At 59.1% G+C, this 26,895-nt stretch carries 19 protein-coding genes; 10 read left to right on the forward strand and 9 right to left on the reverse strand.

Annotated features, from left to right (window positions below):
- Nucleotides 1–317 precede the first annotated feature (317 nt).
- Nucleotides 318–683 carry a DUF6124 family protein gene (locus tag RMV17_RS23815; protein WP_311883000.1) on the forward strand — a complete coding sequence of 122 codons (366 nt, stop codon included), beginning with the start codon at nucleotides 318–320 and terminating at the stop codon, nucleotides 681–683.
- A 66-nt stretch (nucleotides 684–749) separates the two neighbouring features.
- Here RMV17_RS23815 and RMV17_RS23820 read toward each other — a convergent pair whose 3' ends face one another.
- A complete protein-coding gene (locus RMV17_RS23820) occupies nucleotides 750–938 on the reverse strand; it encodes a hypothetical protein (protein ID WP_311883002.1) in 189 nt (62 codons plus the stop codon).
- A gap of 378 nt (nucleotides 939–1,316) precedes the next feature.
- On the opposite strand from RMV17_RS23820, the gene RMV17_RS23825 reads away from it, so the two are divergent.
- The 6 genes from RMV17_RS23825 to cmoB all read left to right on the forward strand — a co-directional run bounded on the left by RMV17_RS23825 (nucleotide 1,317) and on the right by cmoB (nucleotide 8,064).
- Nucleotides 1,317–1,769 (forward strand): hypothetical protein, encoded by a 453-nt coding sequence (locus tag RMV17_RS23825; protein ID WP_311883004.1) that lies wholly within the window; start codon nucleotides 1,317–1,319, stop codon nucleotides 1,767–1,769.
- Between the two features lie 747 nt (nucleotides 1,770–2,516).
- Entirely contained in the window at nucleotides 2,517–4,934 is a 2,418-nt protein-coding gene (gene lon, locus RMV17_RS23830) for an endopeptidase La (RefSeq protein ID WP_034153561.1), read from the forward strand.
- 264 nt (nucleotides 4,935–5,198) lie between these two features.
- Nucleotides 5,199–5,591: a protease inhibitor I42 family protein gene (locus RMV17_RS23835; protein WP_034153562.1), complete on the forward strand. Its 393-nt coding sequence runs from the start codon at nucleotides 5,199–5,201 to the stop codon at nucleotides 5,589–5,591.
- Between the two features lie 2 nt (nucleotides 5,592–5,593).
- Nucleotides 5,594–6,238 (forward strand): lysoplasmalogenase, encoded by a 645-nt coding sequence (locus RMV17_RS23840; RefSeq protein WP_196251136.1) that lies wholly within the window; start codon nucleotides 5,594–5,596, stop codon nucleotides 6,236–6,238.
- A 93-nt stretch (nucleotides 6,239–6,331) separates the two neighbouring features.
- On the forward strand, nucleotides 6,332–7,111 hold the full coding sequence (gene cmoA, locus RMV17_RS23845; protein ID WP_175559565.1) for a carboxy-S-adenosyl-L-methionine synthase CmoA: 780 nt from the start codon (nucleotides 6,332–6,334) through the stop codon (nucleotides 7,109–7,111).
- Nucleotides 7,108–8,064 (forward strand): tRNA 5-methoxyuridine(34)/uridine 5-oxyacetic acid(34) synthase CmoB, encoded by a 957-nt coding sequence (gene cmoB / locus RMV17_RS23850; protein WP_034153564.1) that lies wholly within the window; start codon nucleotides 7,108–7,110, stop codon nucleotides 8,062–8,064. The genes cmoA and cmoB overlap by 4 nt, the downstream gene beginning before the upstream one ends.
- 165 nt (nucleotides 8,065–8,229) lie before the next feature.
- Here cmoB and tadA read toward each other — a convergent pair whose 3' ends face one another.
- From tadA to treP, 7 genes are all read right to left on the reverse strand, one after another.
- On the reverse strand, nucleotides 8,230–8,730 hold the full coding sequence (gene tadA / locus RMV17_RS23855) for a tRNA adenosine(34) deaminase TadA (RefSeq protein WP_034156281.1): 501 nt from the start codon (nucleotides 8,728–8,730) through the stop codon (nucleotides 8,230–8,232).
- Nucleotides 8,730–10,106, reverse strand: coding sequence for a multicopper oxidase family protein (locus tag RMV17_RS23860; RefSeq protein WP_311883011.1), 1,377 nt, complete (start codon nucleotides 10,104–10,106; stop codon nucleotides 8,730–8,732). The genes tadA and RMV17_RS23860 overlap by 1 nt, the downstream gene beginning before the upstream one ends.
- Nucleotides 10,107–10,222: 116 nt before the next feature.
- A complete protein-coding gene (locus RMV17_RS23865) occupies nucleotides 10,223–10,513 on the reverse strand; it encodes a PTS transporter subunit EIIB (protein ID WP_311883013.1) in 291 nt (96 codons plus the stop codon).
- Nucleotides 10,514–10,515: 2 nt separating this feature from the next.
- Complete coding sequence (gene ptsP, locus RMV17_RS23870; RefSeq protein ID WP_311883015.1) at nucleotides 10,516–13,044, reverse strand: phosphoenolpyruvate--protein phosphotransferase; 2,529 nt, start codon at nucleotides 13,042–13,044, stop codon at nucleotides 10,516–10,518.
- 62 nt (nucleotides 13,045–13,106) lie between these two features.
- Nucleotides 13,107–14,330, reverse strand: coding sequence for a maltoporin (locus RMV17_RS23875; RefSeq protein ID WP_034156278.1), 1,224 nt, complete (start codon nucleotides 14,328–14,330; stop codon nucleotides 13,107–13,109).
- Between the two features lie 107 nt (nucleotides 14,331–14,437).
- Complete coding sequence (gene treC / locus RMV17_RS23880; protein ID WP_311883018.1) at nucleotides 14,438–16,087, reverse strand: alpha,alpha-phosphotrehalase; 1,650 nt, start codon at nucleotides 16,085–16,087, stop codon at nucleotides 14,438–14,440.
- Between the two features lie 117 nt (nucleotides 16,088–16,204).
- Entirely contained in the window at nucleotides 16,205–17,647 is a 1,443-nt protein-coding gene (treP, locus tag RMV17_RS23885) for a PTS system trehalose-specific EIIBC component (protein WP_311883020.1), read from the reverse strand.
- Nucleotides 17,648–17,882: 235 nt separating this feature from the next.
- On the opposite strand from treP, the gene treR reads away from it, so the two are divergent.
- The 3 genes from treR (at nucleotide 17,883) to RMV17_RS23900 (ending at nucleotide 25,162) form a co-directional block, all read left to right on the forward strand.
- A complete protein-coding gene (gene treR / locus RMV17_RS23890; protein ID WP_034156275.1) occupies nucleotides 17,883–18,587 on the forward strand; it encodes a trehalose operon repressor in 705 nt (234 codons plus the stop codon).
- Nucleotides 18,588–18,688: 101 nt separating this feature from the next.
- Entirely contained in the window at nucleotides 18,689–21,775 is a 3,087-nt protein-coding gene (locus tag RMV17_RS23895; protein WP_311883022.1) for a membrane-targeted effector domain-containing toxin, read from the forward strand.
- A gap of 240 nt (nucleotides 21,776–22,015) precedes the next feature.
- Nucleotides 22,016–25,162 carry a membrane-targeted effector domain-containing toxin gene (locus tag RMV17_RS23900; RefSeq protein WP_311883024.1) on the forward strand — a complete coding sequence of 1,049 codons (3,147 nt, stop codon included), beginning with the start codon at nucleotides 22,016–22,018 and terminating at the stop codon, nucleotides 25,160–25,162.
- Between the two features lie 75 nt (nucleotides 25,163–25,237).
- Here RMV17_RS23900 and guaA read toward each other — a convergent pair whose 3' ends face one another.
- Nucleotides 25,238–26,815 carry a glutamine-hydrolyzing GMP synthase gene (gene guaA / locus RMV17_RS23905; protein ID WP_034156271.1) on the reverse strand — a complete coding sequence of 526 codons (1,578 nt, stop codon included), beginning with the start codon at nucleotides 26,813–26,815 and terminating at the stop codon, nucleotides 25,238–25,240.
- Nucleotides 26,816–26,895 lie beyond the last annotated feature (80 nt).

A 26,895-nucleotide genomic window follows, 5' to 3' on the forward strand; every position in this document is an offset into this window, starting at 1 on the left:
GAAATGTGCTCGTCCTACAGACGTTGAAAGTGACACGGAGTTTTCCGACAAGTCGCGTCGGTTGTGCCTCGGAAATTGGCTGGATAGGCTCTGGGGGTCGCTGCAAATTCAGCGAACGGGCGTCGCGGCCCGACTTCTGGGGCATAATTGCCGCCGCTTAACAGCAGCACCCCGAGTGCTTGTTTTATGGTGGCTGTACGCGGGATACCTTCGGGTATGCCGAATGCTCAGGTCGGTCCGCGAACCCGCGTACAGCTGCCACCCTCTTTTTGCGTCGCGGCAATTAGAGGAATGGCCCAATTCCTGAGGAGCAACAAATGAAAAAACCAACACCCAATCCCCCCGAAACCAACGACACCTCGCCCTACGAATCCCCCGATTCAAAGAAATTCCACGAAGCCGCCGAACGCGCCCTCGACCACTACCTCAAACCCAACGCCTTAACCCTGCGCTTCCACAAACCCAGCACCATGTTCCAGGTTGCCCCCGAACAGGACAGCGAAAGCCTGCTGGTCCACGCCTGCGAATCCCTGGCCCAGGCCAGCCTCATGACCAGCGACATCGCCGCCTACATCGACCTGCCGCAGCGGAGGACGATTCTGGCGATTCAGCAAATCATCATGCTCGCCGAACTGGCGGTGAACCGCGTGCTGGATAACCACGAAATCCCTGCAAATACCTGACAACTCACCTTGTGTAGGAGCAACGTGCGACAGTTCCTACACAAGGTGAGCGTTAGCCCGGTTGACTCAAAAAGCTTTCCCACCACTTTTCATCCGCTGCAATCGATCATTGATCAATTGCTCGGCCTGTTTGCGGGTCTCAAGCAAAGAACTCTCATCCGTTGCGCTATAGATCACCCGATAACGCAGACCCGGGGTGTCGGAGGAGTATTCGCGAATAGTGAAGCCCTCATAATTCGTATCGGTATAACTCATGGCTGGATTCCTTGAAGTCCGTAAATTGGCATGCACCGTCCTGCCTGAGGACGTTTGGTTAATCTCGGATCGACCGGGCAACGTGTCTACTGTCAGAAATTACAGGGGCTCAAGATTGGTTCGAAATAAACCGCAATGAATTTTGATCTATGAGTAAACCGTCAAATTGCAGATGACTCTCGAGAGGCACCGTTTTTTTTGTGCACATTCTTCAGGCACTGTAGATGCCACAGCGGATCAACTTGCGCCGCCTATATAACTCGCCTCTTGGTACATCATCGCGAATAGGCATAAAAACCTGTCAGATGTGACAGTTAACTGTTTATGCCTTTTCTCTCAGACTTCCTTCTCCAACTCAATCAATCGAGGAAGCTCCCCATGACAACTTCAAAAGCATCCCCAGCAGTCTTCGCCGTCGGCGTTCTTGATATTGATGTGAAAGGCACTATCAGCGGTACATATTTAGATCTGACCAGCTACAGGACCACAGCCACTTCTGTGTCTTTCAACCCGTTAGGAGGTTATTACTTTGATTTCGGTCACCACAAAGGTTTATCGAGCGAACGAACTTTTTCCGTTTCACTTCGCGACCTGCTAAAGCCATCCACACCTGGCTACTCTGAAAGAGTCGTTACAGACCGGGGTATCCAGTTTTATGAATATGAAATGAAATCCTCTTCAACTATCGCTGTCTCCAGACCCAGTCCCAGCCTGTACCGATATGAACTCAACGATTTCAAACTTTCCGGCAAAGCACGCTACACGGATGACACGCGTGAACTCACCTGTAACGGATTCTTTCTGCTCCAGGAACTGACCTGGCCTTTGTAACGACCTTGGTCAGGTAACCCCGTACCCAAATGCAGAACGTAAAATCAAAAGCCCCTCACCCTAACCCTCCCGAAACGTCGGACCGCCCGTAGGGAGAGGGGACTGACCGAGTTCTCAGGGAGAGATACGCCGACATGCAATAACGCGTTGAACTCAAGCTTTGAAAAGCACACAAATCGGCCCCCTCTCCCTCCGGGAGAGGGCTGGGGTGAGGGCAGATCCACCACAAACCCAAAGCCGAATACCCGTGCTCCTCACCACTCAATAGGCCGAGTGTCAGCTCGCCTGCTCTTGATCTTGATCTTGATCTTGATCCACGGGCGACGTCGGAAGGCTGAGCGGAGGGATTGATCCGGGCGTGGGAGCGCAGCGACCGTTTGGCGCAGCCAAACACAGCGAGAGGAGGTGCAGCGAAGCAAACCGTAGGCGCTGCGCCCGGATCGATCCCGCAGCGAAGGAACCCCGAGCCCCAGCGAGCGGGCCGCACGTAGGAGCAAGCGTTTTTTGCTTACTTTTTTTGGCGTTTGAAAAAAAGTGAGTCGCCGTAAGGGCGAAACCGCCAGCCGCAGCACCCGAAGCAACGGATATCCCCCCAAAACCCCAAGAACCTGGTCGGCCCAAAGGCCGCCAAGTCAAAAGCGTGAACCCTGTCAAAACCCTGAACACACAATCAGAAACACCGCCCCCCATTGAAACCACCCAAACCCTGCCCCATCTAAGACCCATACCCCATTGCGCAGGTGCCCCATGAGCGACCAGCAAGAATTCCCGGAAAACCCCGACGACTACACCGAAGCCGAACACATCGAACACACCTCCTCCGGCAAAGGCCTCGCCCTGCCCGGCCAGAACCTGCCGGACAAGGTCTACATCATCCCGATCCACAACCGCCCGTTCTTCCCGGCGCAAGTCCTGCCGGTCATCGTCAATGAAGAACCGTGGGCCGAAACCCTCGAACTGGTCAGCAAATCCGAACACCACTCCCTGGCCCTGTTCTTCATGGACACGCCCCAGGAAGACCCGCGTCACTTCGACACTGGCGCCCTGCCGCAATACGGCACCCTGGTCAAAGTCCACCACGCCAGCCGCGAAAACGGCAAATTGCAATTCGTCGCCCAAGGCCTGAGCCGCGTACGCATCAAGACCTGGCTGAAACACCACCGCCCACCGTACCTGGTCGAAGTCGAATACCCGCACCAGCCCACCGAGCCGACCGACGAGGTCAAGGCCTACGGCATGGCGCTGATCAACGCGATCAAGGAACTGCTGCCGCTCAACCCGCTGTACAGCGAAGAGCTGAAAAACTACCTCAACCGCTTCAGCCCCAACGATCCGTCGCCGCTGACCGACTTCGCCGCCGCCCTGACCTCGGCCACCGGCCCCGAGCTGCAAGCCGTGCTCGACTGCGTGCCGATGCTCAAGCGCATGGAAAAAGTCCTGCCGATGCTGCGCAAGGAAGTCGAAGTCGCGCGCCTGCAAAAAGAGATTTCGGCAGAAGTTAACCGCAAGATCGGCGAGCATCAGCGCGAGTTCTTCCTCAAGGAACAACTCAAGGTCATCCAGCAGGAACTCGGCCTGACCAAGGACGACCGCAGCGCCGACCTCGAACAGTTCGAGCAGCGTTTAGAGGGCAAAGTCCTGCCGGCGCAGGTGCAGAAACGCCTCGAAGAAGAAATGAACAAACTGTCGATCCTCGAAACCGGTTCGCCAGAGTACGCGGTCACCCGCAACTACCTCGACTGGGCGACCTCGGTGCCGTGGGGCGTGTACGGCGAGGACAAACTCGACCTCAAGCACGCGCGCAAAATCCTCGACAAACACCACGCCGGCCTCGACGACATCAAGGACCGCATCCTCGAATTCCTCGCCGTCGGTGCTTATAAAGGCGAGATCAGCGGCTCCATCGTGCTGCTGGTCGGTCCGCCGGGCGTGGGTAAAACCAGCGTCGGCAAATCCATCGCCGAATCCCTTGGCCGACCGTTCTACCGCTTCAGCCTCGGCGGCATGCGCGACGAAGCCGAGATCAAGGGCCACCGCCGCACCTACATCGGCGCGCAGCCGGGCAAACTCGTGCAGGCGTTAAAAGACGTCGAAGTGATGAACCCGGTGATCATGCTCGACGAGATCGACAAGATGGGCCAAAGCTACCAGGGCGACCCGGCCTCGGCGCTGCTGGAAACACTCGACCCGGAACAGAACGTCGAATTCCTCGACCACTACCTCGACCTGCGCATGGACCTGTCGAAAGTCCTGTTCGTGTGCACCGCCAACACCCTCGATTCGATTCCGGGTCCGTTGCTCGACCGCATGGAAGTGATTCGCCTGTCGGGCTACATCACCGAAGAAAAAGTCGCCATCGCCAAGCGTCACCTGTGGCCGAAACTGCTGGAGAAGGCTGGCGTGTCGAAAGGCAGCCTGAGCATCAGCGACACCGCGCTCAAAGCCTTGATCGACGGTTACGCCCGTGAGGCCGGCGTGCGCCAGCTGGAAAAGCAAATGGGCAAACTGGTGCGCAAAGCGGTGATGAAGCTGATCGACGAGCCGAAAGCGGTGATCAAACTCGGGCCGAAAGACCTCGAAGCGTCACTCGGTCATCCGGTATTCCGCAATGAACAAGTGCTATCCGGCACGGGCGTGATTACCGGTCTGGCCTGGACCAGCATGGGCGGCGCCACATTGCCGATCGAAGCGACGCGGATTCACACGCTCAACCGTGGCTTCAAACTCACCGGACAATTGGGCGATGTGATGAAGGAATCGGCGGAGATCGCCTACAGCTACGTCAGTTCGCACCTGAAACAGTTCGGCGGTGACGCGAAGTTCTTCGACGAAGCCTTCGTCCACCTGCACGTTCCCGAAGGCGCAACACCGAAAGACGGCCCGAGCGCCGGCGTGACCATGGCCAGCGCCCTGCTCTCCCTCGCGCGTAATCAGCCACCGAAAAAAGGTGTGGCGATGACCGGCGAACTGACGTTGACCGGGCATGTGCTGCCGATTGGCGGAGTGCGTGAGAAGGTGATTGCGGCGCGTCGGCAGAAGATCTTCGAGCTGATTTTGCCGGAGCCGAATCGGGGTAACTTTGAGGAATTGCCGGATTATCTGAAGGAAGGGATTACGGTGCACTTCGCCAAGCGGTTTGCCGATGTGGCGAAGGTACTGTTCTGACCGGTAGCCCGTAGCCCCTCACCCCAGCCCTCTCCCCCAGGAGAGGGAGCCAACCGAGCCGTCTTGCGCTATGCGCCGACCTGAAACACCGGGTCGATTATGGATTCGCTGACGCACGCTCAGGTCGGCGTACCTCGCCAATATCCCCCGGTCAGTCCCCTCTCCCCCTGGGAGAGGGCTAGGGTGAGGGCTTGGCATTGTCACACTTTGTCTCATCTTCAGTTATGCTCGCCGTTCGTCGCCAACGTCGGAGCCGCTGACCTTATGTCCCCCACTCGCCTGTTTCTCCCCCTCGCCCTTTCGTTGCTGGCCGCCTGCGCCACTCAACCGAAACACAACGTGACCGTGGAAAAACAAAGCGAATGCCCCGTACAACTGAGCAACGGGCAAAACCTGATCATCACATTACCAAGCAACCCGACGACCGGTTACCGCTGGGCCATTCAGGATTCCGCTGGCGGCGTGTTGCGCGCACTCAGCCCCGAGGTCTACAGCAATCCGGAAGATGCCGGTGTGGTCGGCGCAGCAGGTCTGTCGACCTGGCGCTTCCAGGCCTTCGCCCCCGGCACCGGGCGTCTGCGCCTGACCTCGCAACAACCGTGGGCGCCAGAAGTGCTGCCGGTGGAAACTTTTGACTGCGCCATTTCGGTGAATTGATCGTGGGCTGGCTGATTCTGGCGCTGATGGGCGCGGTGACGTTTCTCTACGGTGTCAGCACCCATGCGGCGTTGCTGTGCCTGTTGGTCAAACCGTTGCCAGTGCTGGCGTTGCTTGGCTGGTTGCATGATGCGCCACCCAGCGACTATCGCCGCTGGATCAGTCTGGGTCTGATTTTCTCGCTGCTGGGTGATGTGTTGCTGGCATGGCCGGGCGACCTGTTTGTATTCGGCCTCGGCGCGTTTCTGGTCGCGCATCTGGCGTATCTGAAGGCTTATCTGAGTGACTGCAAGCGTCTGGCGATTTTGCCGCTGGTGGTTGCCCTCGGAGTGGGCGCGGTGCTGCTGGGTCTTCTGATTTCCAGCGGTCTTGGACCATTGCTGGTGCCGGTGATTGTTTATGGCACGGCGATCAGCGCGATGCTCTGGCGTGCGCTGGCCCGTTTGGGCACCGATGTGCCGAAACGCTCGGCGTTGCTGGCGGCGGGCGGTGCGCTGGCGTTTGTGTTCTCGGACAGCGTCATTGGGATTGATCGTTTCGTCGCCCCATTCCACGCCGCGCCGTACGTGATCATTCTCAGCTACTGGCTGGGCCAGTGGGGCATCGCCGCCTCCGCCTTCTCCCAAAGCAAACGCGCCAGCCTCTGATCGTTCCCACGCTCTGCGTGGGAACGATCAACCAGAGCAATATCCCCGCGTTTTATCAGACAACCCAAGCATCCCCGCGCCCTTTTGGCTAAAATGCCGGCCTTTTCCACCGACACCGCCGGAACCGCCGTGAGCAAAGAACCCGATCGCATTTTCGCCAAGCCTTTGGCCCAGGTACCCGACTTCGCCTTCAATGAAGACGTGGTGCGGGTGTTCCCGGACATGATCAAGCGCTCGGTGCCGGGTTACCCGACCATCGTCGAAAACCTCGGCGTGCTCGCCGCGCAGTTCGCCCAGCCGAACAGCGTGCTCTACGATCTCGGCTCGTCGCTGGGCGCGGTCACTCAAGCCCTGCGCCGCCACGTGCGCACCGACGGTTGCCGGGTGATCGCTGTGGATAACTCCGCCGCGATGGTCGAACGCTGCCGCGAATACCTCAACGGTCAGGATTCGATGTTCCAGGAGTTGCTGCCGGTTGAAGTGATCGAAGGCGACATCCTCGCCCTCGATTTCCAGCCTGCTTCGGTGGTCGCGCTGAACTTCACCTTGCAATTCATCGCCCCGGATCAGCGCACCGCGTTGCTCTCGCGTATTCGCCAATCGTTGCTGCCGGGCGGCGCATTGATTCTCTCGGAGAAGCTGCGCTTCAACGATGCCGAAGAACATGCGTTGCTCACCGATCTGCACGTCGCGTTCAAACGCGCCAACGGCTACAGCGAACTGGAAATCGCCCAGAAGCGCAGCGCCATCGAAAACGTCATGAAGCCCGACAGCCTCGAAGAACACCGCGAACGCCTGCTGGCCGCCGGGTTCTCGAAAGTCGTGCCGTGGTTCCAGTGTCTTAACTTTGCCTCGTTGATTGCCTTGCCATGATTGATCTGTCCCCCCTCGCCCGCCGATTGGCCGGCACGCCGCTGGCCGAATGGGCCAACACCCTGCAGGCGCAACTCGACAAGAAAATGGAGAAAGGTCACGGCGATCTGGAGCGCTGGCAAAGTGCGCTGGACGCCTTGCCGAAGATTCAGCCGAGCGAAGTCGATCTGCTCAATGGCCTGAAACTCGACACCGAGTGCGACGACGCAACCCGCGCGCAGATGCACACAGCGTTGATGGGCCTGTCGCCGTGGCGCAAAGGGCCGTTCGATTTGTTTGGTGTGCACGTCGATACCGAATGGCGCTCGGACTGGAAGTGGTCACGGGTTGCACCGCATCTGGATCTGAAAGGCAAACGCATCCTCGATGTCGGCTGCGGCAACGGCTACTACATGTGGCGCATGCTTGGCGCCGGTGCTGACAGCGTGATCGGCGTCGACCCGAACTGGTTGTTTTTCTGCCAGTTCCAGGCGGTGCAACGTTATTTGTCAGAGCCAAATGCCTGGCACCTGCCGTTCCCGTTCGAAGACTTGCCGCCGAACCTCGAAGGGTTCGACACGGTGTTTTCCATGGGCGTGTTCTACCATCGCCGCTCGCCGATCGAGCACTTGCTGGCGCTGAAGGATTGCCTGGTCAAGGGCGGCGAACTGGTACTGGAAACGCTGGTGGTGGAAGGCGACAAGCATCAGGTGCTGGTGCCGGAAGATCGTTATGCGCAGATGCGCAACGTGTGGTTCCTGCCGTCGGTGCCGGCGCTGGAATTGTGGTTGCGTCGTGCCGGGTTCAGCGATATTCGTTGCGTGGATGTGAGCACGACAACGGTCGAGGAACAGCGCGGGACTGAGTGGATGAAGTATCAGTCGCTGAGTGATTTCCTTGATCCCGAGGATCACAGCAAAACCATCGAAGGGCTACCGGCGCCGATGCGGGCGGTTATCGTCGCCAGAAAATAAGCACTTTCCCGATCACCGCGGTGAGCCTACCCCTCACCCCAGCCCTCTCCCCAGGGAGAGGGAGCTGATCTTTGAGCTTTTCAAAACTTGAGTTCGACTCGGAATCTCAGGTCGACGGACTTGGCCCATCCAGCTCGGTCAGTCCCCTCTCCCACTGGGAGAGGGTTAGGGTGAGGGGCTTTTTGCTCTTCGGGCGCGGAAGAATTCGGTCAACACCGCGCCACACTCCTCCGCCAACACCCCGCCTTCATACAACACCCGGTGATTCAAAAAGCCCTGGGTGAAAAACTGCCCCTGGCTCTGCACAATCCCCGCCTTCGGCTCCAGCGCGCCATACACCACCCGCGCCACTCGCGAATGCACGATCAAGCCCGCGCACATGCTGCACGGTTCCAGCGTCACATACAGCGTGCTGCCCGGCAGACGATAGTTATCCACCGCCTGCGCCGCCGCACGAATGGCGACCATTTCCGCGTGGGCACTCGGATCGCTGGTACTGATCGGGCAATTGAAGCCGCGACCGATGATTTCGCCATCCTGCACCAGCACCGCGCCCACCGGCACTTCGCCGAGGGCTGCGCCTTGTGCGGCGAGGGTCAGGGCTTCGCGCATGAAATCGCGGTCTCGGCTGCGGTCGATGATCGCGGCGGGGCGAATCTGGCGCATCACTTCACCTCGATGGCGGCCATCAGGCCGGTTTCCATGTGGTCGATCACGTGGCAATGGAACATCCACACCCCCGGATTATCAGCTACCAGCGCCACTTGCGCGCGCTCGTTCTTGCCCAGCAGATAGGTGTCGGTGAAGTACGGAATGATCTTGTGCCGGTTCGACGCGATCACCTTGAAACTCATGCCGTGCAAGTGGATCGGGTGCTGATACTGGGTCATGTTCTTCAATTCGAAGATGTAGCTCTGCCCCAGTTTCAGGCTGGCGATCGGCCGGTCGGCGCAAGTCTTGTCAGTGATGTCCCAGGCCTTGCCGTTGATCTGCCACAGGCTCGGCGGCTTGCCGTTGTCGACGTTGACTGACACCGAGCCGACCCATTCGAAATTGAAGTTGAGTTTCTCGGCATTGGCCAGGTCCGGCTCTGCCACCGGGTTGGCCGGCAGCGCTTTTGGCCAGTCAGTCGGCGCGTCGGTATTGGCCACCGAACGCAGCGTGCCCAGACGTACCGGACCGTTGCGCAGCGACAATTCTTCGCCCGCCGCCGGCGCCTTGATCGCCAGACAAATACGCATGCCCGGGCCGAGCCAGTACTCCTTGCCCAGCGGGCGCGGCTCGACCGGATTGCCGTCCAGCGCATAGATCTGCGCTTCGACGCCGGGAATGTTGATGCGATAGGTCAGGGTGTTGTCGAGGTTGAGCAAACGCACGCGAGTGATCTGCCCGGCCGGCAATTCGATCACCGGAGTCGGCACGCCGTTGATGGTCGACAATCGCCCCGCCGTGCCGCCACGTGCTGCTTCACGGGGGATGCTGAACTCGACGAAATTGCCTTCGTCATCGATGTGCCAGTTTTTCAGGCTCAAGGTTTTTTCGTACTTGAAACCGGTGGGTTCGCGCTCTTCGATGATCAGCGGCCCGACCAGACCGCGCCCGAGTTCTTCGCTGCTGCTGACGTGCGGGTGATACCAATAGCTGCCGGCATCCGGCACGCGGAATTTGTAATCGAAGTATTCACCCGGCAACACCGGCAGCTGCGACACGTACGGCACGCCGTCCATTTCCAGCGGCAGACGAATGCCGTGCCAGTGAATGGTCGTCGCCACCGGCAAGTGGTTGATAAAGCGCACCCGCAGCCATTCACCCTGACGCACGCGCAACTCGGTGCCCGGCGCCGACGGGCCGAATGCCCAAGCCTCGGTCTTGTGCCCCGGCACCAGTTCGACGTCCAGCGGCGCGGCGATCAGTTCATAGTCGTGGCCCGCCTCGGCGTCGGCCATTTTGCCGAGCCAATAACGCGACGCGCCCCCCGCACCAACGCCAACGACAACAAGACCGGCCAGGCCACCGAGGATTTGGCGACGGGTAAAGGACATGAACTCAACTACCTCACGTATCAGCGACAGGCCCTGAGGCCTGCAAAAGGCGAATACGATACACCTGCGGTTGAGAAACAGTAAGGGCGACCTGAGGCCGCACATCACCTGCCGGCTTAAGGCCGCAGCCCGGTAATCAGGTGCACCACACCGTCCGCCAAGGGCATCACGCCCGCGACTCCGGCGGCGCTCAACGCCCGTTGGTCGATGTGCGACAAATCACGCAACACCACCCGCACCCGCGTCAACGCCAGCGGTTGCTGCGACTTCAGGTTATCCACACCGCCCAGCGCCGCAACGATATCGGCGCGCAATCCGTCGCTCGGCTCGGCCGCAGCTGTCGGTGTGTCCGCGACCAGATCCGGGGTCAGGGCTTTCCAGAATGCCTTCTGCAATTGATCGAACATGTTCAGTTCTCCAGAACCCGCAAAGTTTCGACGGTTGCCTCGTGAAACAGCTGTAACGCCTCGCGCACCTGCCCGGCGCTTTCCAGGCCGAGCACCTGTTGGGCGATGATCTGACAATCGGCCAGTTGCAGTTCGCGCACTGTCGCCTTGACCGGCGCAATCATCGGCACGCTCACCGACAGTTCATCCACCCCCAACCCGAGCAACAGCGGCACCGCCAGACGTTCAGAGGCCACCGCCCCGCACACGCCAACCCATTTGCCATGGGCATGCGCGGCCTTCACAGTCATGGCGATCAAGCGCAAGACCGAGGGATGAAAACTGTCCGCCTGACTGGCCAGGCGCGGATGATCGCGATCCATCGCCAAGGTGTATTGCGTCAGGTCATTGGTGCCGATCGAGAAGAAATCCACCAGCGGCGCAAACAGGTCCGCCATCAGTGCCGCGGCCGGCACTTCGATCATGATCCCCAGTTTCGGCCGTTGCGTTAGCCCCAGCGCGAGGATTTCCTCGTCGAGCATCTGCCGCGCCAGACGCAGCTCCGACAGCTGCGTGACCATCGGCAACATGATGTGCAGACGGGTCAGATCGCAGCAGCCGAGCATGGCACGGAACTGCTCACGCAATAATTGCGGGCGCTCCAGGCACAAGCGAATGCCGCGCACGCCAAGGAACGGGTTGGTTTCGCTGTCCATCGGCACATACGCCAGCGGTTTGTCGCCGCCGACATCAAGGGTGCGCACCACCAAATTGTGCGCAGGCCCGACACAGCGAGCGATGGCGCTGTAGGTGGCAACCTGTTCGTCATGGCTCGGCGCGTGGTTACGGCCCAGGTACAGAAACTCCGAACGCAGCAGGCCGACGCCCGCTCCTCCCAAAGCCATGGCCTGCTCGGTTTCAGACAATGAGGCGACGTTGGCCGACACCTCCACGTGATGGCCGTCACGGGTTCGTGCCGCGAGTGTTGCATTGGCCAGCTCATGCTCATGGCGCTGATGCTGTTGCGCGTGCCGTGCCTGCCATTGCTTGATCGCCGCAGGGTCGGGATGCACGTGTAACTCGCCCTTGTCGGCATCGAGCAGTACCTGAGTGCCGTTGCTCAGCGCGAGCATTTGCACCGGCACCCCGCAGATCGACGGCAAGCCACAGGCACGCGCAAGAATCGCCACGTGGCTGGTCGCACCGCCGCCGACCGTGGCGAAGCCGAGTACTTTGCGGGTATCGATGCTGGCAGTCTGCGACGGAGTCAGTTGATCGGCAATCAGAATGCATCCTTGCGGCAGCTCCAGCGCCTGCTCACCCATCCCGAGAAGCAGCTTGAGCACGCGGCGCCCGACATCGGTCAGATCCGCCGCCCGTTCGGCCAGCAGTGCACTGCCGAGTTGGCGAAACATGATCGCGGTTTCTTCAGTGGCGGCGCGCCAGGCGAACGCCGCGCTTTTGCCCTCGTCGATCAACGCTTGCGCCTGATCGAGCAGGCCCGGATCTTCGAGCAGTTCCTGATGGGCTTTGAATATCTCGGCTTCGGCTTCACCAGCAGCGGTATCACGCAAATGCTGCAAGGCCAGATCGGCTTCGATCAGGGCATTGGCGAGGGCTTCGCGCTCGACGTCCGCTCCGCCGCCGAACTCGCCGACGTCGAAGACCGGTTCGCTGATCTGCAGCACTTGGCCTAATGCCGAACCGGGTGACGCGCAGACGCCCCGCAAAAGCGTCAGTGCTTCCGTGACGACGACCTCGGTAGGCGCCACTGCCGTTACCGTTTCACCGCAGCCCTCAGCCAGGAGCCGGGTCAACACCTCGATCGCAGTTGCAGCGTCTTCGCCCACCGCACTGACCTGCACGCTGTCGCCAAACGCGGTCTGTAACGCCATGATCGCCACCAGGGATTTGGCGTTGGCTTGAGCCTGCTGCTTATGCAGGTAAATCTTTGCCGAGAAGCCCTTCGCCGCTTGCGCGAACACTGCCGCCGGGCGCGCGTGCAGACCATTGGGGTTGGGCAGTTTCAATGATTGCGAGAAAACAGCCTGCCCCTCTGACGCCACTGCTTCCTCGCTGAGTGCCTGCGTGCTGGCTATTTCAAGCAACGGCTGAGCGCTTTCGACCTGTCCGCTCGACGCGACCAGCCAGGTAAACGGCTCACCGCTGACCACCAACATCAACGTCATCAAGCTGCGCGCATGCCGAACAATGTAATCGGCATCGAACTCGATCAGCGCCTGCCCGGCGACAACCCGTTGCCCCTCTTCGATCAGAACAGTGAAACCTTGCCCGGCGAGGTTCACCGTATCCAGGCCGATGTGCATCAGTACCTGCACGCCGTTGTCATCGGTGATGCTCACGGCATGCCCGCTGGCCTGCACGTTGCTGACAATTCCGGCCATGGGAGCACACAGGGTCGACGAGGTCGGATCGATGCACAGACCGTCGCCGATCACGCGCCCGGAAAAAACCGGATCGGGCACTTGCTCGAGCGCCATCAGGACACCGGACAAGGGAGCCAGCAGTTGCAATGGTTGGGGTGTGGCCATGTCGTCACCTGCAGTTTTGTTCTTTGAAGTGCCCACGGAGCGCGACGCTCCATCAGCATCGCTTATTTCCACCAGTATTCGACCTGCAATCCGACATTCGCACCGTGGCGAGCGGTGCCGAATGCACCGGTGTCGGAAAGAGCCGAGCCTTTCGCCAATTGGTTGGCCGCACGTTTCGCCGCCTCGTTCCAGGTAGCGTACGTGTAATACAGACGCACCTCGGGACGCGCCCAGAACTCCGGGCCCTTGGGCGACCAGGTCGGGGCAAACGTGAACTTGCTCAGTTTGCGCGTGCCGCCCGGGGCTTCGACTTGATCGTGGCCCAGTTCGGTGACCAGTTTGAAGTGTTCGCTGAGCGCATAGGCGGGACGCACCCCCAGCGAGATCCAGTTCTGATCGACACCGTCTGGGCGAATGTCTTTCTGATACACCGCCTGCACCTGACCACCGAAGCGCGGCGTCACCTGCCAGTCGAAAAACTCGACGATCCGGTAACTTTTATTGCTGTCGTCCAGTTTGACGTTGCCGGTGTAGCCCAGTCCGGTGCCCGGCCCCTCACCGTATTGCAGGGCCAGTTTGTTCTTGCCGCCGAGAAAATCCTTTTGCACATGCTGCGTGGTGATCGCCCAGCCTCGATGGGCATCGCGGCTGTCGGGCTTGTCGATATAGCTCAGGCCGAACTCCAGCTCACCGCCCGGGTTGGTCTTGAACCCGGCAACGTTGAAGTCATGCCGATTGATGTAGTCCTTCTGGTACAGGTTGTCCTTGCGCGAGAAGGCGTAGCTGTATTTCAGATCGCCAATCAATACGTCTTCGACCCCGCCCCCGGTGGCGCTCTGGTTCCAGTAATAGAAGTCGGAAATATGGATGTCATTGCGCTTGTAGTAACGGCGCCCGGCCCACAGTGAACCGCCATTGAGTGCAGGCATCGCCGACCACTGTGCGTAGGCCTGCGGCAAGCGGATCGAGCCATTGTCATCTTTGAAGGTGGGGCGGCGGTCGTAGCGGTTGTACAGCGAAGCCATGCCATCGACACTCAGTACCGAACCGTCGTCGAGGGTGTACAGATCCTGCCGCAACTCCAGCTCACCATACTGCTCGCACTCGTTACCGAGACGATATTTGGTCTGCGCACCGGGTAACTGGAAGCACGACTGACCGCTGCTGTTGACCGACGTGCCGACACCGCTGCGCAAATAGCCGCCAAACTCCAGCGCTTGTGAACTCGGCGGTAAAGCGAGGCAAAACCCTGCGACTGCAAGGCTGCGATTTATTGTTGTTTTCATAAGCCACCCCATTGTTTTTATTGTCTGGTTGCATGATTTCGGCGCGCAGAAATCCCCCGCGCAGTGCTCTGCGTGTTTTTTTGAAAGCTGGTTTTTCTAGTTAAAGGTCAGGGATCGATCAGGTGCAGAACGAAGGACTCGTAAGGCCGCAACGTCACCTGCCGTTTGCGCAACGGCCCGTCCGGATAATTACTGATCAATAGACGCTGACTCATCGACTCGCTGATGACCGTCGATGGCAACTCCACTTCACAGGTTGTTCCGTAGAAGTTGTTCACCACCAGCAAACGTTCGGCATCACCTTCACGCACATACGCCCAGACCTGCGGATGTTCAGGCAGTAATTGTTGGTACAGCCCGTCGGTGATCAACGATTCGCTGCGGCGCAGCGCGATAAGACGGCGGTAGTGATGCAACACCGAGTCCGGGTCGTCGAGTTGATGGGCGACGTTGATCTGCGCGGCATTGGCCGGCACACCGATCCACGGCTCGACGCTGCTGAAACCGGCGTTCGGCCCAGCGTCCCAGTGCATGGGCGTGCGACCGTTATCGCGGGACTTCTGCATGATCGCCGCCATGTTGTCGGCATCGCTGCTGCCGGCTTCGCGCTTGAGGCGAAAGATGTTCAGCGTCTCGACATCGCGATAATGCTCGATCGATTCGAACCCCGGATTGGTCATGCCCAACTCTTCGCCCTGGTACACAAACGGCGTGCCCTGCAGAAAGTGCAGCGCGGTGCCAAGCATCTTCGCCGAGCGTTCGCGGTACTCGCCGTCATGGCCGAAACGCGAGACCACGCGCGGCTGATCGTGGTTACACCAGAACAGCGCGTTCCAGCCGCCACCGGCCTGCATGCCGGTCTGCCAGTCGGACAGAATCCCCTTGAGCTGAAGGAAATCGAAATCGGCGCGCACCCACTTCTGCAGGTTCGGATAATCGACTTTCAGGTGATGAAAGTTGAAGGTCATCGACAGTTCTTTCGACTGCGGATTCGAATAACGAATGCAGTGTTCGAGGCTGGTCGATGACATCTCGCCGACATTGATCAGCTCGTGCCCCTCGAAGACTTCGCGGTGCATCTGCTGCAAGTACGCGTGGACATTCGGCCCGTCGGTATAAAAGCGGCGGCCATCGCTGTTGTCTTCGGGAAAGTCCTCAGGCTTGGAGATCAGATTGATCACGTCCAGACGAAAACCGCCAACGCCCTTGTCCCGCCAGAACTGCATCATCCGGAACACTTCAGCGCGCACTTTGGGGTTATCCCAATTCAGGTCGGCCTGAGTGTGGTCGAACAGGTGCAGGTAGTACTGACCGGTCTGGGCTTCGTACTCCCATGCGGAACCGCCGAACTTGGATTCCCAGTTGTTCGGCTGATCTCGCCAGATGTAGAAGTCACGGTAAGGGTTGTCGAGGCTGCTGCGCGCCTGTTGGAACCATACGTGTTCGATCGAGGTGTGATTGACCACGATGTCGAGCATCAACTTGATTCCACGCTTGCCCGCTTCGGCAATCAGCAATTCGCAGTCGGCCATACTGCCGTAGCTCGGGTCGATGGCGTAGTAATCGCTGATGTCATAGCCGTTATCGCGTTGCGGCGAACGCAGGAATGGCGTGATCCACAAACAGTCGACACCCAGCCACTGCAGGTAGTCGAGCTTGGCGACGATACCAAGCAGGTCACCCGTCGGGTTGCCGGCGTGGCTATGAAAACTCTTCGGATAGACCTGGTAGATCACCGAACGTTGCCAGTCTTGCATGGCGCATTTTCCTCTTGAATTTTACGAGCCCTGTAGGAGCTGCCGCAGGCTGCGATCTTTTGACTTTGAGAGGCAGGATCAAAAGATCGCAGCCTTCGGCAGCTCCTACAGTTCGATTCAGGCAACCCGGTAACCGGGCCGGACAATCTTCATGCTCAGTGCACAGGTCAGAACAAACGGCACGAGCATGGCGATCAGCATCCCGAGCACAAACATCGGGATGTACTGCGGAATGATCGAGATGAATCCCGGCAGCCCACCGACACCGATGGCCGAGGCCTGGACCTTGTTCAGCGACAGGAACACGCAGCCCAGTGCCGAACCCGTCAGCGCGGCGTAAAACGGAAACTTGTAGCGCAGGTTGACGCCGAACATCGCCGGCTCGGTAATACCAAAGTAGGCGGAAATCGCCGAGGTCGACGCCATGCTCTTGTCCCGCGCGTTGCGCGTCATCCAGAACACCGCCAGGGCCGCACTGCCCTGAGCAAGATTGGACATGACGATCATCGGCCAGATGAAGGTGCCGCCCTGGGTCGAGATCAATTGCAGGTCGACCGCGAGAAACATGTGATGCATGCCGGTGATCACCAGCGGTGCGTACAGCAGACCGAAAATCGCGCCCCCGACCATCGGCGCCAGATCAAACAGCATGACCAGCCCTTCGGTGATGAAGATGCCGATGTGGCGGGTCACCGGGCCGATCACTGCCAGCGCCAGCACGCCGGTGACGACGATGGTGGTGATCGGCACCACGAGCAACTGAATGGCGTTGGGCACGCGCGCGCGCAGCCATTTTTCGATGACGCTCATCACGTAGGCGGCCAGCAGAATCGGCAGGATCTGTCCCTGATAACCAACCTTCTCCACCTGGAACAACCCGAGAATGTCGAAGTACGGCAGACGCTGTCCGTCCAGCCCGGCGACAGCCTTGCCGTAGTTCCAGGCGTTGAGCAGATCCGGGTGGACCAGCATCAGGCCGAGGACGATGCCGAGGATCTCGCTGCCGCCGAAGCGTTTGGCTGCCGACCAGCCCACCAGCGCCGGCAGAAATACGAACGAGGTGTTGGCCATCAGATTGATCAGGCTCCACAACCCGTCGAGTTTCGGGTAGGCATCGAGCAGGGTCTGCCCTTCGATGAACATGCCTTTGGCGCCCAGCAGGTTGTTGATGCCCATCAGCAGGCCGGCAATGATCAGCGCCGGGAGGATGGGCATGAACACGTCGGAAAACACCCGGACCAGACGCTGCATGGCGTTGATCTTTTCAGTGCTTTTCTGTTTGACGTCAGCGATGGTCGCCGCCGCGAGGCCGGTCTGACGACGCAGTTCGGCATAGACCTTTTCCACTTCGCCCGGACCTATCACCACCTGATACAGGCCGCCCGTGAAGAACGAGCCTTTGACCAGGTCGATCTGGTTGAGCGTGGCGCTGTCGACCCGTCCCGGGTCTTTCAGGGCCAGCCGCAACCGCGTGACGCAATGGGCGGCCTGTTCGAGGTTGTCACTGCCGCCGAGGCTTTGCAGCAACTGCCTGGCGATGTTCGGATAGTCGTGGCTCATGCTAGTTCTTCCGCTATGGATTGTTGTTATTGGCAGCACGCCGAAGCGAAAAATACTCGTCTGTACGAGTTAATGCAACAACTCGTACAGACGAGTTTGTTTATGTATATTCCCGCCAGACCGAAGACGAATTTTCCTACCCCGCCTTAGGGTGATTTCCATCGTCCACATGGACAAAGCCCTACCCTGGCCTTAAGGTTCGAAGCTTTGAGCACAGTCGGCACCGAGCCTACCCATGAGCAAATACAACCAGATCTATAGCGATCTGCTGGCCAGCATCACGACTGAGCGCCTGGAGCGCGGCGCCCGCCTGCCCTCCGAAACAGAACTGATGGACAGCTATCAGGCCAGCCGCGGCACCGTGCGCAAGGCTATCGAACTGCTTCAGGAACGCGGTTTTGCGCAGAAAATCCACGGCAAAGGCACCTTCGTGCTTTCGACCAACCCGATCGAGTTTCAGCTCGGCGGCATCGTCAGTTTCCAGGAGACCTACCCGCGCCTGGGCAACGACGTCAGCACCGAAGTGGTCGAGCTGAGCCAGATCCCGCTCGAAGGCGCCCTGCTCGAACACATCCATGCCGAACCCGGCAGCCTCATCACGCGGATCAAGCGCGTACGGCGGATCGACGGCAAACGGGTCATCCTCGACATCAACCACTTCGTCAGCGAAGTGATTCCCGGGCTGTCCCTCGATATCGCCGAGCAATCGATCTATGCGCATATCGAACAGACCCTGCAGTTACAGATTGCCTACGCCCAACGCACCATCGAAGCGGTGCCGCGCAGCAAGGACGATCAACTGCACCTGGACCTCGACGGCCAGAGCCATGTGATCGTGGTCAGCAACCAGACCTTCCTTCAGGACGGTCGTCAGTTCGAGTACACCGAATCGCGGCACACCCTCGACAAGTTCTACTTTTCCGACGTGGCACGGCGCTGACCCCGGCACATTTCCAACGATCATGTGCGGTACATATGTAGTGCACTCCCCTTGAGCAAATCGGCCATGCTCGGCCTTCATTTCTCAAGGATGGAGAAAGCATGTACGCCACCCAACCAAGCCCTCTACCGAACGCGGCAGACAAAGCGGCGCTGAAGCGAATCGCTTATACCGTCGTGCAGAACTGTCCCGGCCTGCAGGACGCCGCCTATCAAGCGGCCCGTGATCTGCTGGAAGCAAAAGGCCTGACGAGCCTCGACCCGGACCAGGTTTATTTCCATCGTTTCAAGACGGCCCAGAGCAGCGCCCGCGCGTTTACCGGCTGGGAGCACATCCGCGAAAAGCCCTACGAATCGATGACCCTGACACAACTGGTGATTCATCGTTTTCGCACCACCGACCAGGACAACGCTGATCTTCTCGATCTGTACGGCGGCTTCTACACCGAAGGTCCGCAGGGCGAGAATTTCGACGAAAAAAATCAGGTACGCCTGCACGGCAATGAAGTCTTGAACGCGTTCTGGAGCCTCGATTTCAGTGGTCACTACACCGCGACTCTGACGGACTTCTGGAACAGCCACGCTGACGACTTCCGCACATTGGCCAAGTGCAACTTCCTCAACAGGGCGGTGCAGGCTCTGGATCTTGGGCAACTCACCGGCAGAGACTTTCAATGGCTGGTGGACTCGGTGGTGGGTCCTGTCAGCTGGCCGGTCACCCTGAGCATGCTGCAAGCGAGCCACACTCCAACGGCGAATGTATGCGCCTTCGACATCGACGGTCATGTCGCCACCCAATTGCTGCGGGTCGCAGCTCCCGGTGGCCGGCAGATAATCTATCTGCCCGGTGATGCCGAAGCGTTCGTGGTCAGGGAAACCGCGGCGGACCTGCACTGGTGGGTGCTTGAGCAAATGAACAACGCGAAACGCCGCACGTCCTTCATGGATCATTTTGCCCTCGCCGATCGTCAGGACATGAGCGAGAACCTCACCGATCTGATGAACAGGTTAGTGGGTAGCTGGGGTCGCGCCGACCATCACCTGATCAACCGCACAAACCTGGCGCTGACCGATGATGCATTCAGTTGGCTGCGCGACTCGACCCGCCAGGCAATGTTCGCAGAGGCCCATCTGTCCCTGACGTCCAATGGCGATCTGCGCAAAAAGTTGTGGATCGGCTATCTGAGCGCGGGCCTCAAGGTGTTCGGTCCGATGGCCACTGTTGGCTGGCCGCTGGCGTTGCCGGTGATTGGCGCCACCATTGCCAACATGGGCCTGAATATCGATCAGGCGCAAAACGGCAAGACCAACGCCGAACGCAAGGCCGGCGTGCTTGGCGCGGTCCTGAGTGGCATCAACATGCTTTTCAACCTTCCCTTGCTCATTGGTACCGGCCCGATGCTGGAAATCGGCCCCGAGGTTGACGCTGTTGAGGCCGCAGAAATGGCCGAGTACAGCGAAGCCTTGAATACCTCCGCCGAAGCTGACAACACAGCGCCAATCATGACGCCGGACGATGTCGGCATCGCCCTGCCTGAGCTTGATGAAACGCTGTTGATATCGGCGCAAAAGGCTGCGCCACCGCCGATACCCGAACGCTATCAATGCAACGAGTTGCTCGATGGCACAGCACTCGGTGAGGAGGCCGGGAAATTTCAGGGCATTTACCGTCTCGACGCTGATCCGCCCTACGCCATCCTGATGAATGACAGTCCCTATTATGTGCGTTACTTCACCGATTCTCGCGGCGGTGGCGATTGGGCAATCGTTGACCCGGAGCGCCCCAATCAACTCGTTCACGCCTTGCCGGTCCGCCTCAATGGCGCTGGTGAGTGGGAGCGGATCCCTGCATTGGGCCTTAAGGGTGGAGGTCAATGCATGGGTAAACAATGTGCCCCCGAGATCGAACTCGATACCTTCGAACCCGCAGTGCCAGAGCCGCCCGCTCAACCGGAAGTGGAGCCGCAACCTTCGGCCTCACGTCCCCCGCGCCCCGTGCACAGCGCCTACGATATCGATCCGATGGTGCGCCGCTCGATAAAAGCCTGGGCGTTGAACCTCAACGAAACCCATGCCCAGATGCAGCCCGACGGTGAAGGCGGTTTCGGCATGGACGACCCGTTCGAGTCGTATGCCGTCGGCAAACGCAAACTGCTGCAGAGTTCCGCCAGAAGTTTTTTCAAGAATCTGCCGTGGATTATCCAGCCTGCGCGTCCGCTTGTACCCGAAGTCAATCGCCTGATGTCACTGGCCGATCTTATCGATGGCATTTTCGAAAGCGCTTCAGGCCTGGTGGTGGGAGAAACCCTTGATCGCATCACCACCCTGCGTTTTCTGATCGAGAACATGCCGGCGCTGGCCCGACACGTGAATACGTTATACATGCGCGGGTTGCTCAGCGACTTCGCTCAGGTTGAACTGAACCGCTATTTCATGAGCGGCAACATGAGCGTGGATCTGCGCACTTACCTGAGCAGCCTCGGCACCGATCCTGGCGGTCGATTCACCCCGCTGGAACTGGTCCGGCTCGCACGCGAAAACGGGGTCCGGGTCCAGGCGATCGATTGCGCCGCAAGTTACAAAATGAAAACACCGCTGCCGCCGGTCGATGAGCAAATGATGAGCACTTACCTGACCAACGACATCATGACCGGCGACCTCTACCTCAACAGTCCGAAGAAATGGATCGTGGTGACCGATGCTCAGAACACCAACACCTTCAAAGGACTGTCCGGCATCAGTGAGTTGAAGGGTGGAATCGGCCTGCGAATCGATGAAGTCGCCGCCGGTGAAGAGCTGGGCGTAGATGTCGACCCTGGAGTGGAAGTACTACGCGGCAGCTCGCCCGGTGGCACGGCCAGACAAGGCCATCCAGACCTTCTTCGCGCCGATTTGCGTTTGAAGATGCAGGCGCCCGAGGTGAACTGGACCGAAGAAACTCTGGAGAATCTTCTGTACCGGCGGGGCATGTATCTATTTGAAAAAGCAGGCGACAGCTACACCCTGATCCACCGCAGCAAACAAGGCATGCTCCAGCGCACACTGATCACTCGATTGAATGACGGCAAGTTTTCCATCCACCGTCCTGCCTGGCAGCGAGTGAACGACATCGCGTTCGCCAACCTGAAAGACATGTCGCAACGGCTGTCCGAGACCGGACTGATCATGCGTAGCCGAATACCTGATTGAAGACAACCCTGCCTCGAATTTTCCAGCCCAGCAACAAAATGCCAGTCAGCAAAACTGACTGGCATTTTTCAACAACCTTCCTGCGCCTCTGAAGCCTGTGCCCGGAAGACGCCGGACAAACTGCCCTCCCCCCCACTCCCACTCTATTATCAACAGGGGCAATATGCAGTAGCCGGCTAGTGCACTGCCCTTGAGCGAATCGGTCATGCTCTGTCTTTGTTTCTCAAGGATGAAGAACGCATGACCTCCCCCGAACGACGTCTGCTGCCAAACGCAGCGGACAAAACTGCCCTCAAAGCCATTGCCACGACGATCGTGCAGACCTGCCCGAGTCTGTTCGACGCAGCCCGGCAAGTCGCCAACGAACTCCTGGCGGACAAAGGCCTGTCCGACCTCGATCCCGACCGGATTTACTTCCACCGTTTCAAAACGGCGCAGAGCAGCGCGCTGACCTTCACGGGCTGGGAACATTTGCTCGAAAAGCCTTACGAAACGCTCACCCTCACGCAGTTGGTGATCCACCGCTTTCGTGCGACCGATCAAGACAACGCAGATCTGCTTGGCCTTTACTGCGGCTTCTACTCGGATGGCCCGGAGGTGGAAAACTTCAATCAGAGCAATGAAGTACGGTTGCTTGGCAGCGATGTGCTGAAAGCGTTCTGGGACGTCGACTTCAGCGCGCGCTACACAGGTCAACTGACGACATTCTGGCAAACCTCGTCGGATAACTTCCGCGCCCTGGCCAAGTGCAACTTTCTCAGCCTGGCGGCGCAGGCGCTGCAACAGGGTGACCTTGACGGAACTGATTTTCAGCGCGTCGTCGGCTCGGTTATCGGGCCCGTCACCTGGCCCGTCACCTTGCAAATGCTGCAAGCGTTACACCCGGTCGGTGCTGAAGTGCGGGCGCTGGATCTCGATGGCCACGTAGCCTCCAATGCGCTGCGCCTGGTGGAAGACAGTGGCAGACAGACCCTTTACTTGCCAGGCGAAGCCCAGGCATTCCTCTTGATGGACCATGAAGCAGATCTGCACTGGTGGATGCTTGAGCAGATGAATTCAGAGGACAAGCGCACGGCGTTTCTCCAGCATTTCCCGCTGGCTGACCGCAATCACATGACCGAAAACCTCACCGATCTGATGAACCGACTGGTGAGCACCTGGGGCCACAGCGATCACCGAATGATCAATCACAGCAACGTCGCGATCACCGGTGACGCATTCACCTGGTTGAGCGAGTCGACACGCACGAGCATGGTTGCCGAGGCGCATCTGGCGCTCACGTCCAACAGTGACCTGCGCAAAAAACTCTGGATCGGTTATTTGAGTGCCGGTCTGAAAGTGTTCGGCCCGATGGCAGCTGTGGGCTGGCCTTTGGCGTTGCCTTTGATTGGCGCGAGCATCGCGAACATGGGCTTGAACATCGATCAGGCCATCAACGGCACTACGCCAACCGAACGCAAAGCCGGCGTTACCGGCGCAGTGCTCAACGCGATCGACATTGTGTTCAACATCCCGTTTCTGATCAGCACTGGCCCACACCTGGAAGTGGGCCCGCAGGTGGAGTTTGCTGAAGCGGAAGAAATGCGCGGGTTGATCGAGCTCACTTCGGCCGAAACACCCTTCTTGCCACCTCTGGCTCCACCGACGGTTACGGCGGTCACGGCGGTTGAGCCAGAGGCGGCCGTCGAGCTGACAAACGAAATCCCCATCGAGACGACCATCGCATCCACCCGGGAGCTGGCCACGGCTGCTGCGCGCCAAGGTTCGTCTTTTCCAAAGATTCCTGCCAGTTATCGATGCAACGAGTTACTGGCACAGCGTTCTGTAGAGGCAGCTCCAGGCAAATATGAGGGTATTTACCGCCTGGACAAGGAGCCGGCCTTTGCCATCGAACTGGATGGCGACGCGTACTACGTGCGCTACTTTGGCGACTCCGAAGACACCGGCAACTGGGCCATCGTCAATCCTGAGCGACCCAATCAGTTCGTGTACTCATTGCCAGTACGCTTGGGCAGTAGCGGCAAGTGGGAACGCATGCCCGCGTCGCGTCTCAGGGGCGGCGGCCAATGCATGGGCAAGGCGTGTTTCCTGGACACTGACCTGGCCTCGTCCTCGGCCCCGGCATCAGCAACGCCGTCAGCGGAACTTCCCGTCGTCGAAACGGTTCCACCCGCTGCGCGACCGCTGCGTCTGGTTTCTCCCCTCTCCAACATCGTGGGAATAGACATGGCGAAAATGAAAAGATGGGCAATGAACTTGCCCGAGACTGTCGCCGGGCGCTCCGGTGCAATTCGCGCTAATCCATCAACTATCGATGCGTATGAGGTCTATTGCCGCGACAGGCGCACGTCCATGCTGAACGAGGCCAAAGAGTATTACTCAGAGCTGGACTGGACCAACCTGCCCGTAAGGCCAGTCATCCCGCAAATCGATCCCGAGATGCAGACGGATGAATTGTTTGATCGCATCTTTGCCAATACCGATGGACTGGTCGTCGGCGAAACCCTTGATCGCATCGCCAGCATGCGTTTCATGATCGAAAACATGCCGGCGCTCTCACGGCATATCGACACACTGTACGTACGCGGTTTGCTGGGTGATTTCGCCCAGGCAGACCTCAACGACTTTTACCTGTCGGGAGAGATGTCAGAGGATCTTCGGGGCTACTTGTCCAGCCTGGGTACCGACCCTGACGGCCGATTCAACATGCTAGAACTGATCAAGGCTGCCCGGGCCAATGGCATCCGGACCCATGGTCTTGACGCCGCGTACAGTTACAAGTTGAAGATACCGCTGACTTCGATCGAAGAGCAGATGATCCGCGCCCGGCTCACCACTCAGATCATGTGGGGTGACGGGCTCCTCAACCGACCAGGCAAATGGGCTGCCCTGGTCGATGCAACGAACACCAATACCTTCAGAAATCTGCCAGGCATAAGCGAACTCAGAGGCGGGATTGGTTTACGGATTGAAGAAGTGACGTCCACCGAAGTGGCCGGCGGCAGTATCGACGCGGGACTGGAAATCACTCGGGGCCCGTTCAGTAACGGAGCATCGGCGCGCGACTCATTCGACATTCTATTTGCTGATTTGCGCTGGAAGATCGCGACACCTGTGCCGCAATGGACTGACGCAACGGTGAATACACTGCTGAATCGCAACGGCATGTTCATGTTAGAAAAAACGCAAAATGTATACACGCTCGTGCGTCGCAACAGCTCCGGCAATATTGTTCGAACAACAGTGTATCGCCGAAGGGATGGTCAGGTTTACATCTGGACACTGTCGATGCCCCGGATCAGTGCCATCATGTTCCGTGACATCGCCGCGTTATCCCAGCGCCTGATAGAGATCGGCTTTACCCTGCAAAGTCGCATACCCGCCTGACTCTTTTCAGACCATGAAACGAAAAAACCCTTGGCTTCAGGCCAAGGGTTTTTCGTTAATCAACTTGCAGCGGGATCACTCCCACTCAATGGTCGCCGGCGGCTTGCTCGACACGTCGTAAGTGACGCGAGAGATACCTTCGATTTCATTGATGATGCGGCCGGAGACGGTTTCCAGCAGTTCGTAAGGCAGGTGAGCCCAACGCGCAGTCATGAAGTCGATGGTTTCCACGGCACGCAGGGCCACGACCCAGGCGTAACGACGGCCATCGCCCACCACGCCAACCGATTTCACCGGTTGGAACACGACGAAGGCCTGGCTGACTTTGTGGTACCAGTCGGCTTTGCGCAGTTCTTCGATGAAGATGTGGTCGGCACGTCGCAGCAGGTCGGCGTATTCCTTTTTCACTTCACCGAGGATGCGCACGCCCAGACCCGGGCCCGGGAACGGGTGACGGTAGACCATGTCGTACGGCAGACCCAGTTCCAGGCCCAGACGACGGACTTCGTCCTTGAACAGTTCGCGCAGTGGCTCGACCAGTTTCAGGTTCATCTCTTCCGGCAGGCCGCCCACGTTGTGGTGCGACTTGATCACGTGAGCCTTGCCGCTTTTTGCGCCAGCCGACTCGATCACGTCCGGGTAGATGGTGCCCTGAGCGAGGTACTTGATGTTTTCCAGTTTGTTCGACTGGGCATCGAAGACGTCGATGAAGGTGCGACCGATGATCTTGCGCTTCTTCTCCGGATCGGCTTCGCCGGCCAGGTTGTCGAGGAACTGATCTTCAGCGTTGGCGCGAATGACTTTGACGCCCATGTTCTCGGCGAACATGGCCATCACTTGCTCGCCTTCGTGCAGACGCAGCAGGCCGTTGTCGACGAAGACGCAGGTCAGTTGGTCGCCGATGGCCTTGTGCAGCAGCGCGGCAACCACCGAGGAGTCAACACCGCCGGACAGGCCCAGCAGCACGTTGTCGGTGCCGACCTGTGCGCGGATGTTGGCGATGGCGTCTTCAGCGATCTTCGACGGCGTCCACAGGGCTTCACAGCCGCAGATGTCGAGAACGAAGCGCGAGAGGATGCGGCCGCCCTGCTTGGTGTGGGTCACTTCCGGGTGGAACTGCACGCCGTAGTAGCCACGGTCATCGTTGAACATACCGGCGATCGGGCAGCTCGGGGTGCTGGCCAGAATGTGGAAGTCTTCCGGCATCCTGGTGACCTTGTCACCGTGGCTCATCCATACGTCGAGGCCGAACAGGCCGTCAGCGTCGATGTGGTCTTCGATGCCGTCGAGCAGGCGGCTCTTGCCGACCACGTCAACGCGGGCGTAACCGAACTCACGCAGTTCGGAACCTTCAACCTTGCCGCCCAGTTGCTCGGCCATGGTCTGCATGCCGTAGCAGATACCGAAGACCGGTACGCCCAGATCGAACACTGCCTGTGGGCAGCGCGGGCTGTCGGCGACGTGCACGGACTCGGGGCCGCCGGCGAGGATGACGCCTTTAGGAGCGAATTCGCGGATCGCATCTTCGTCCATGTCGAACGGGTGCAGTTCGCAGTACACACCGATCTCGCGCACGCGGCGGGCGATCAATTGGGTGTATTGCGAGCCGAAGTCGAGGATCAGGATGCGGTGAGCGTGAATATCGAGGGCCATGATTCAGTCTCGTCTAAGTCGTTCAGAAACAGTCGTGATTCAGAAACAACTCGGGGCTGAATCAAACAGCCCCGGTTGCT

The organism is Pseudomonas sp. VD-NE ins, from assembly GCF_031882575.1.
GTDB lineage: Bacteria > Pseudomonadota > Gammaproteobacteria > Pseudomonadales > Pseudomonadaceae > Aquipseudomonas > Aquipseudomonas fluorescens_BZ.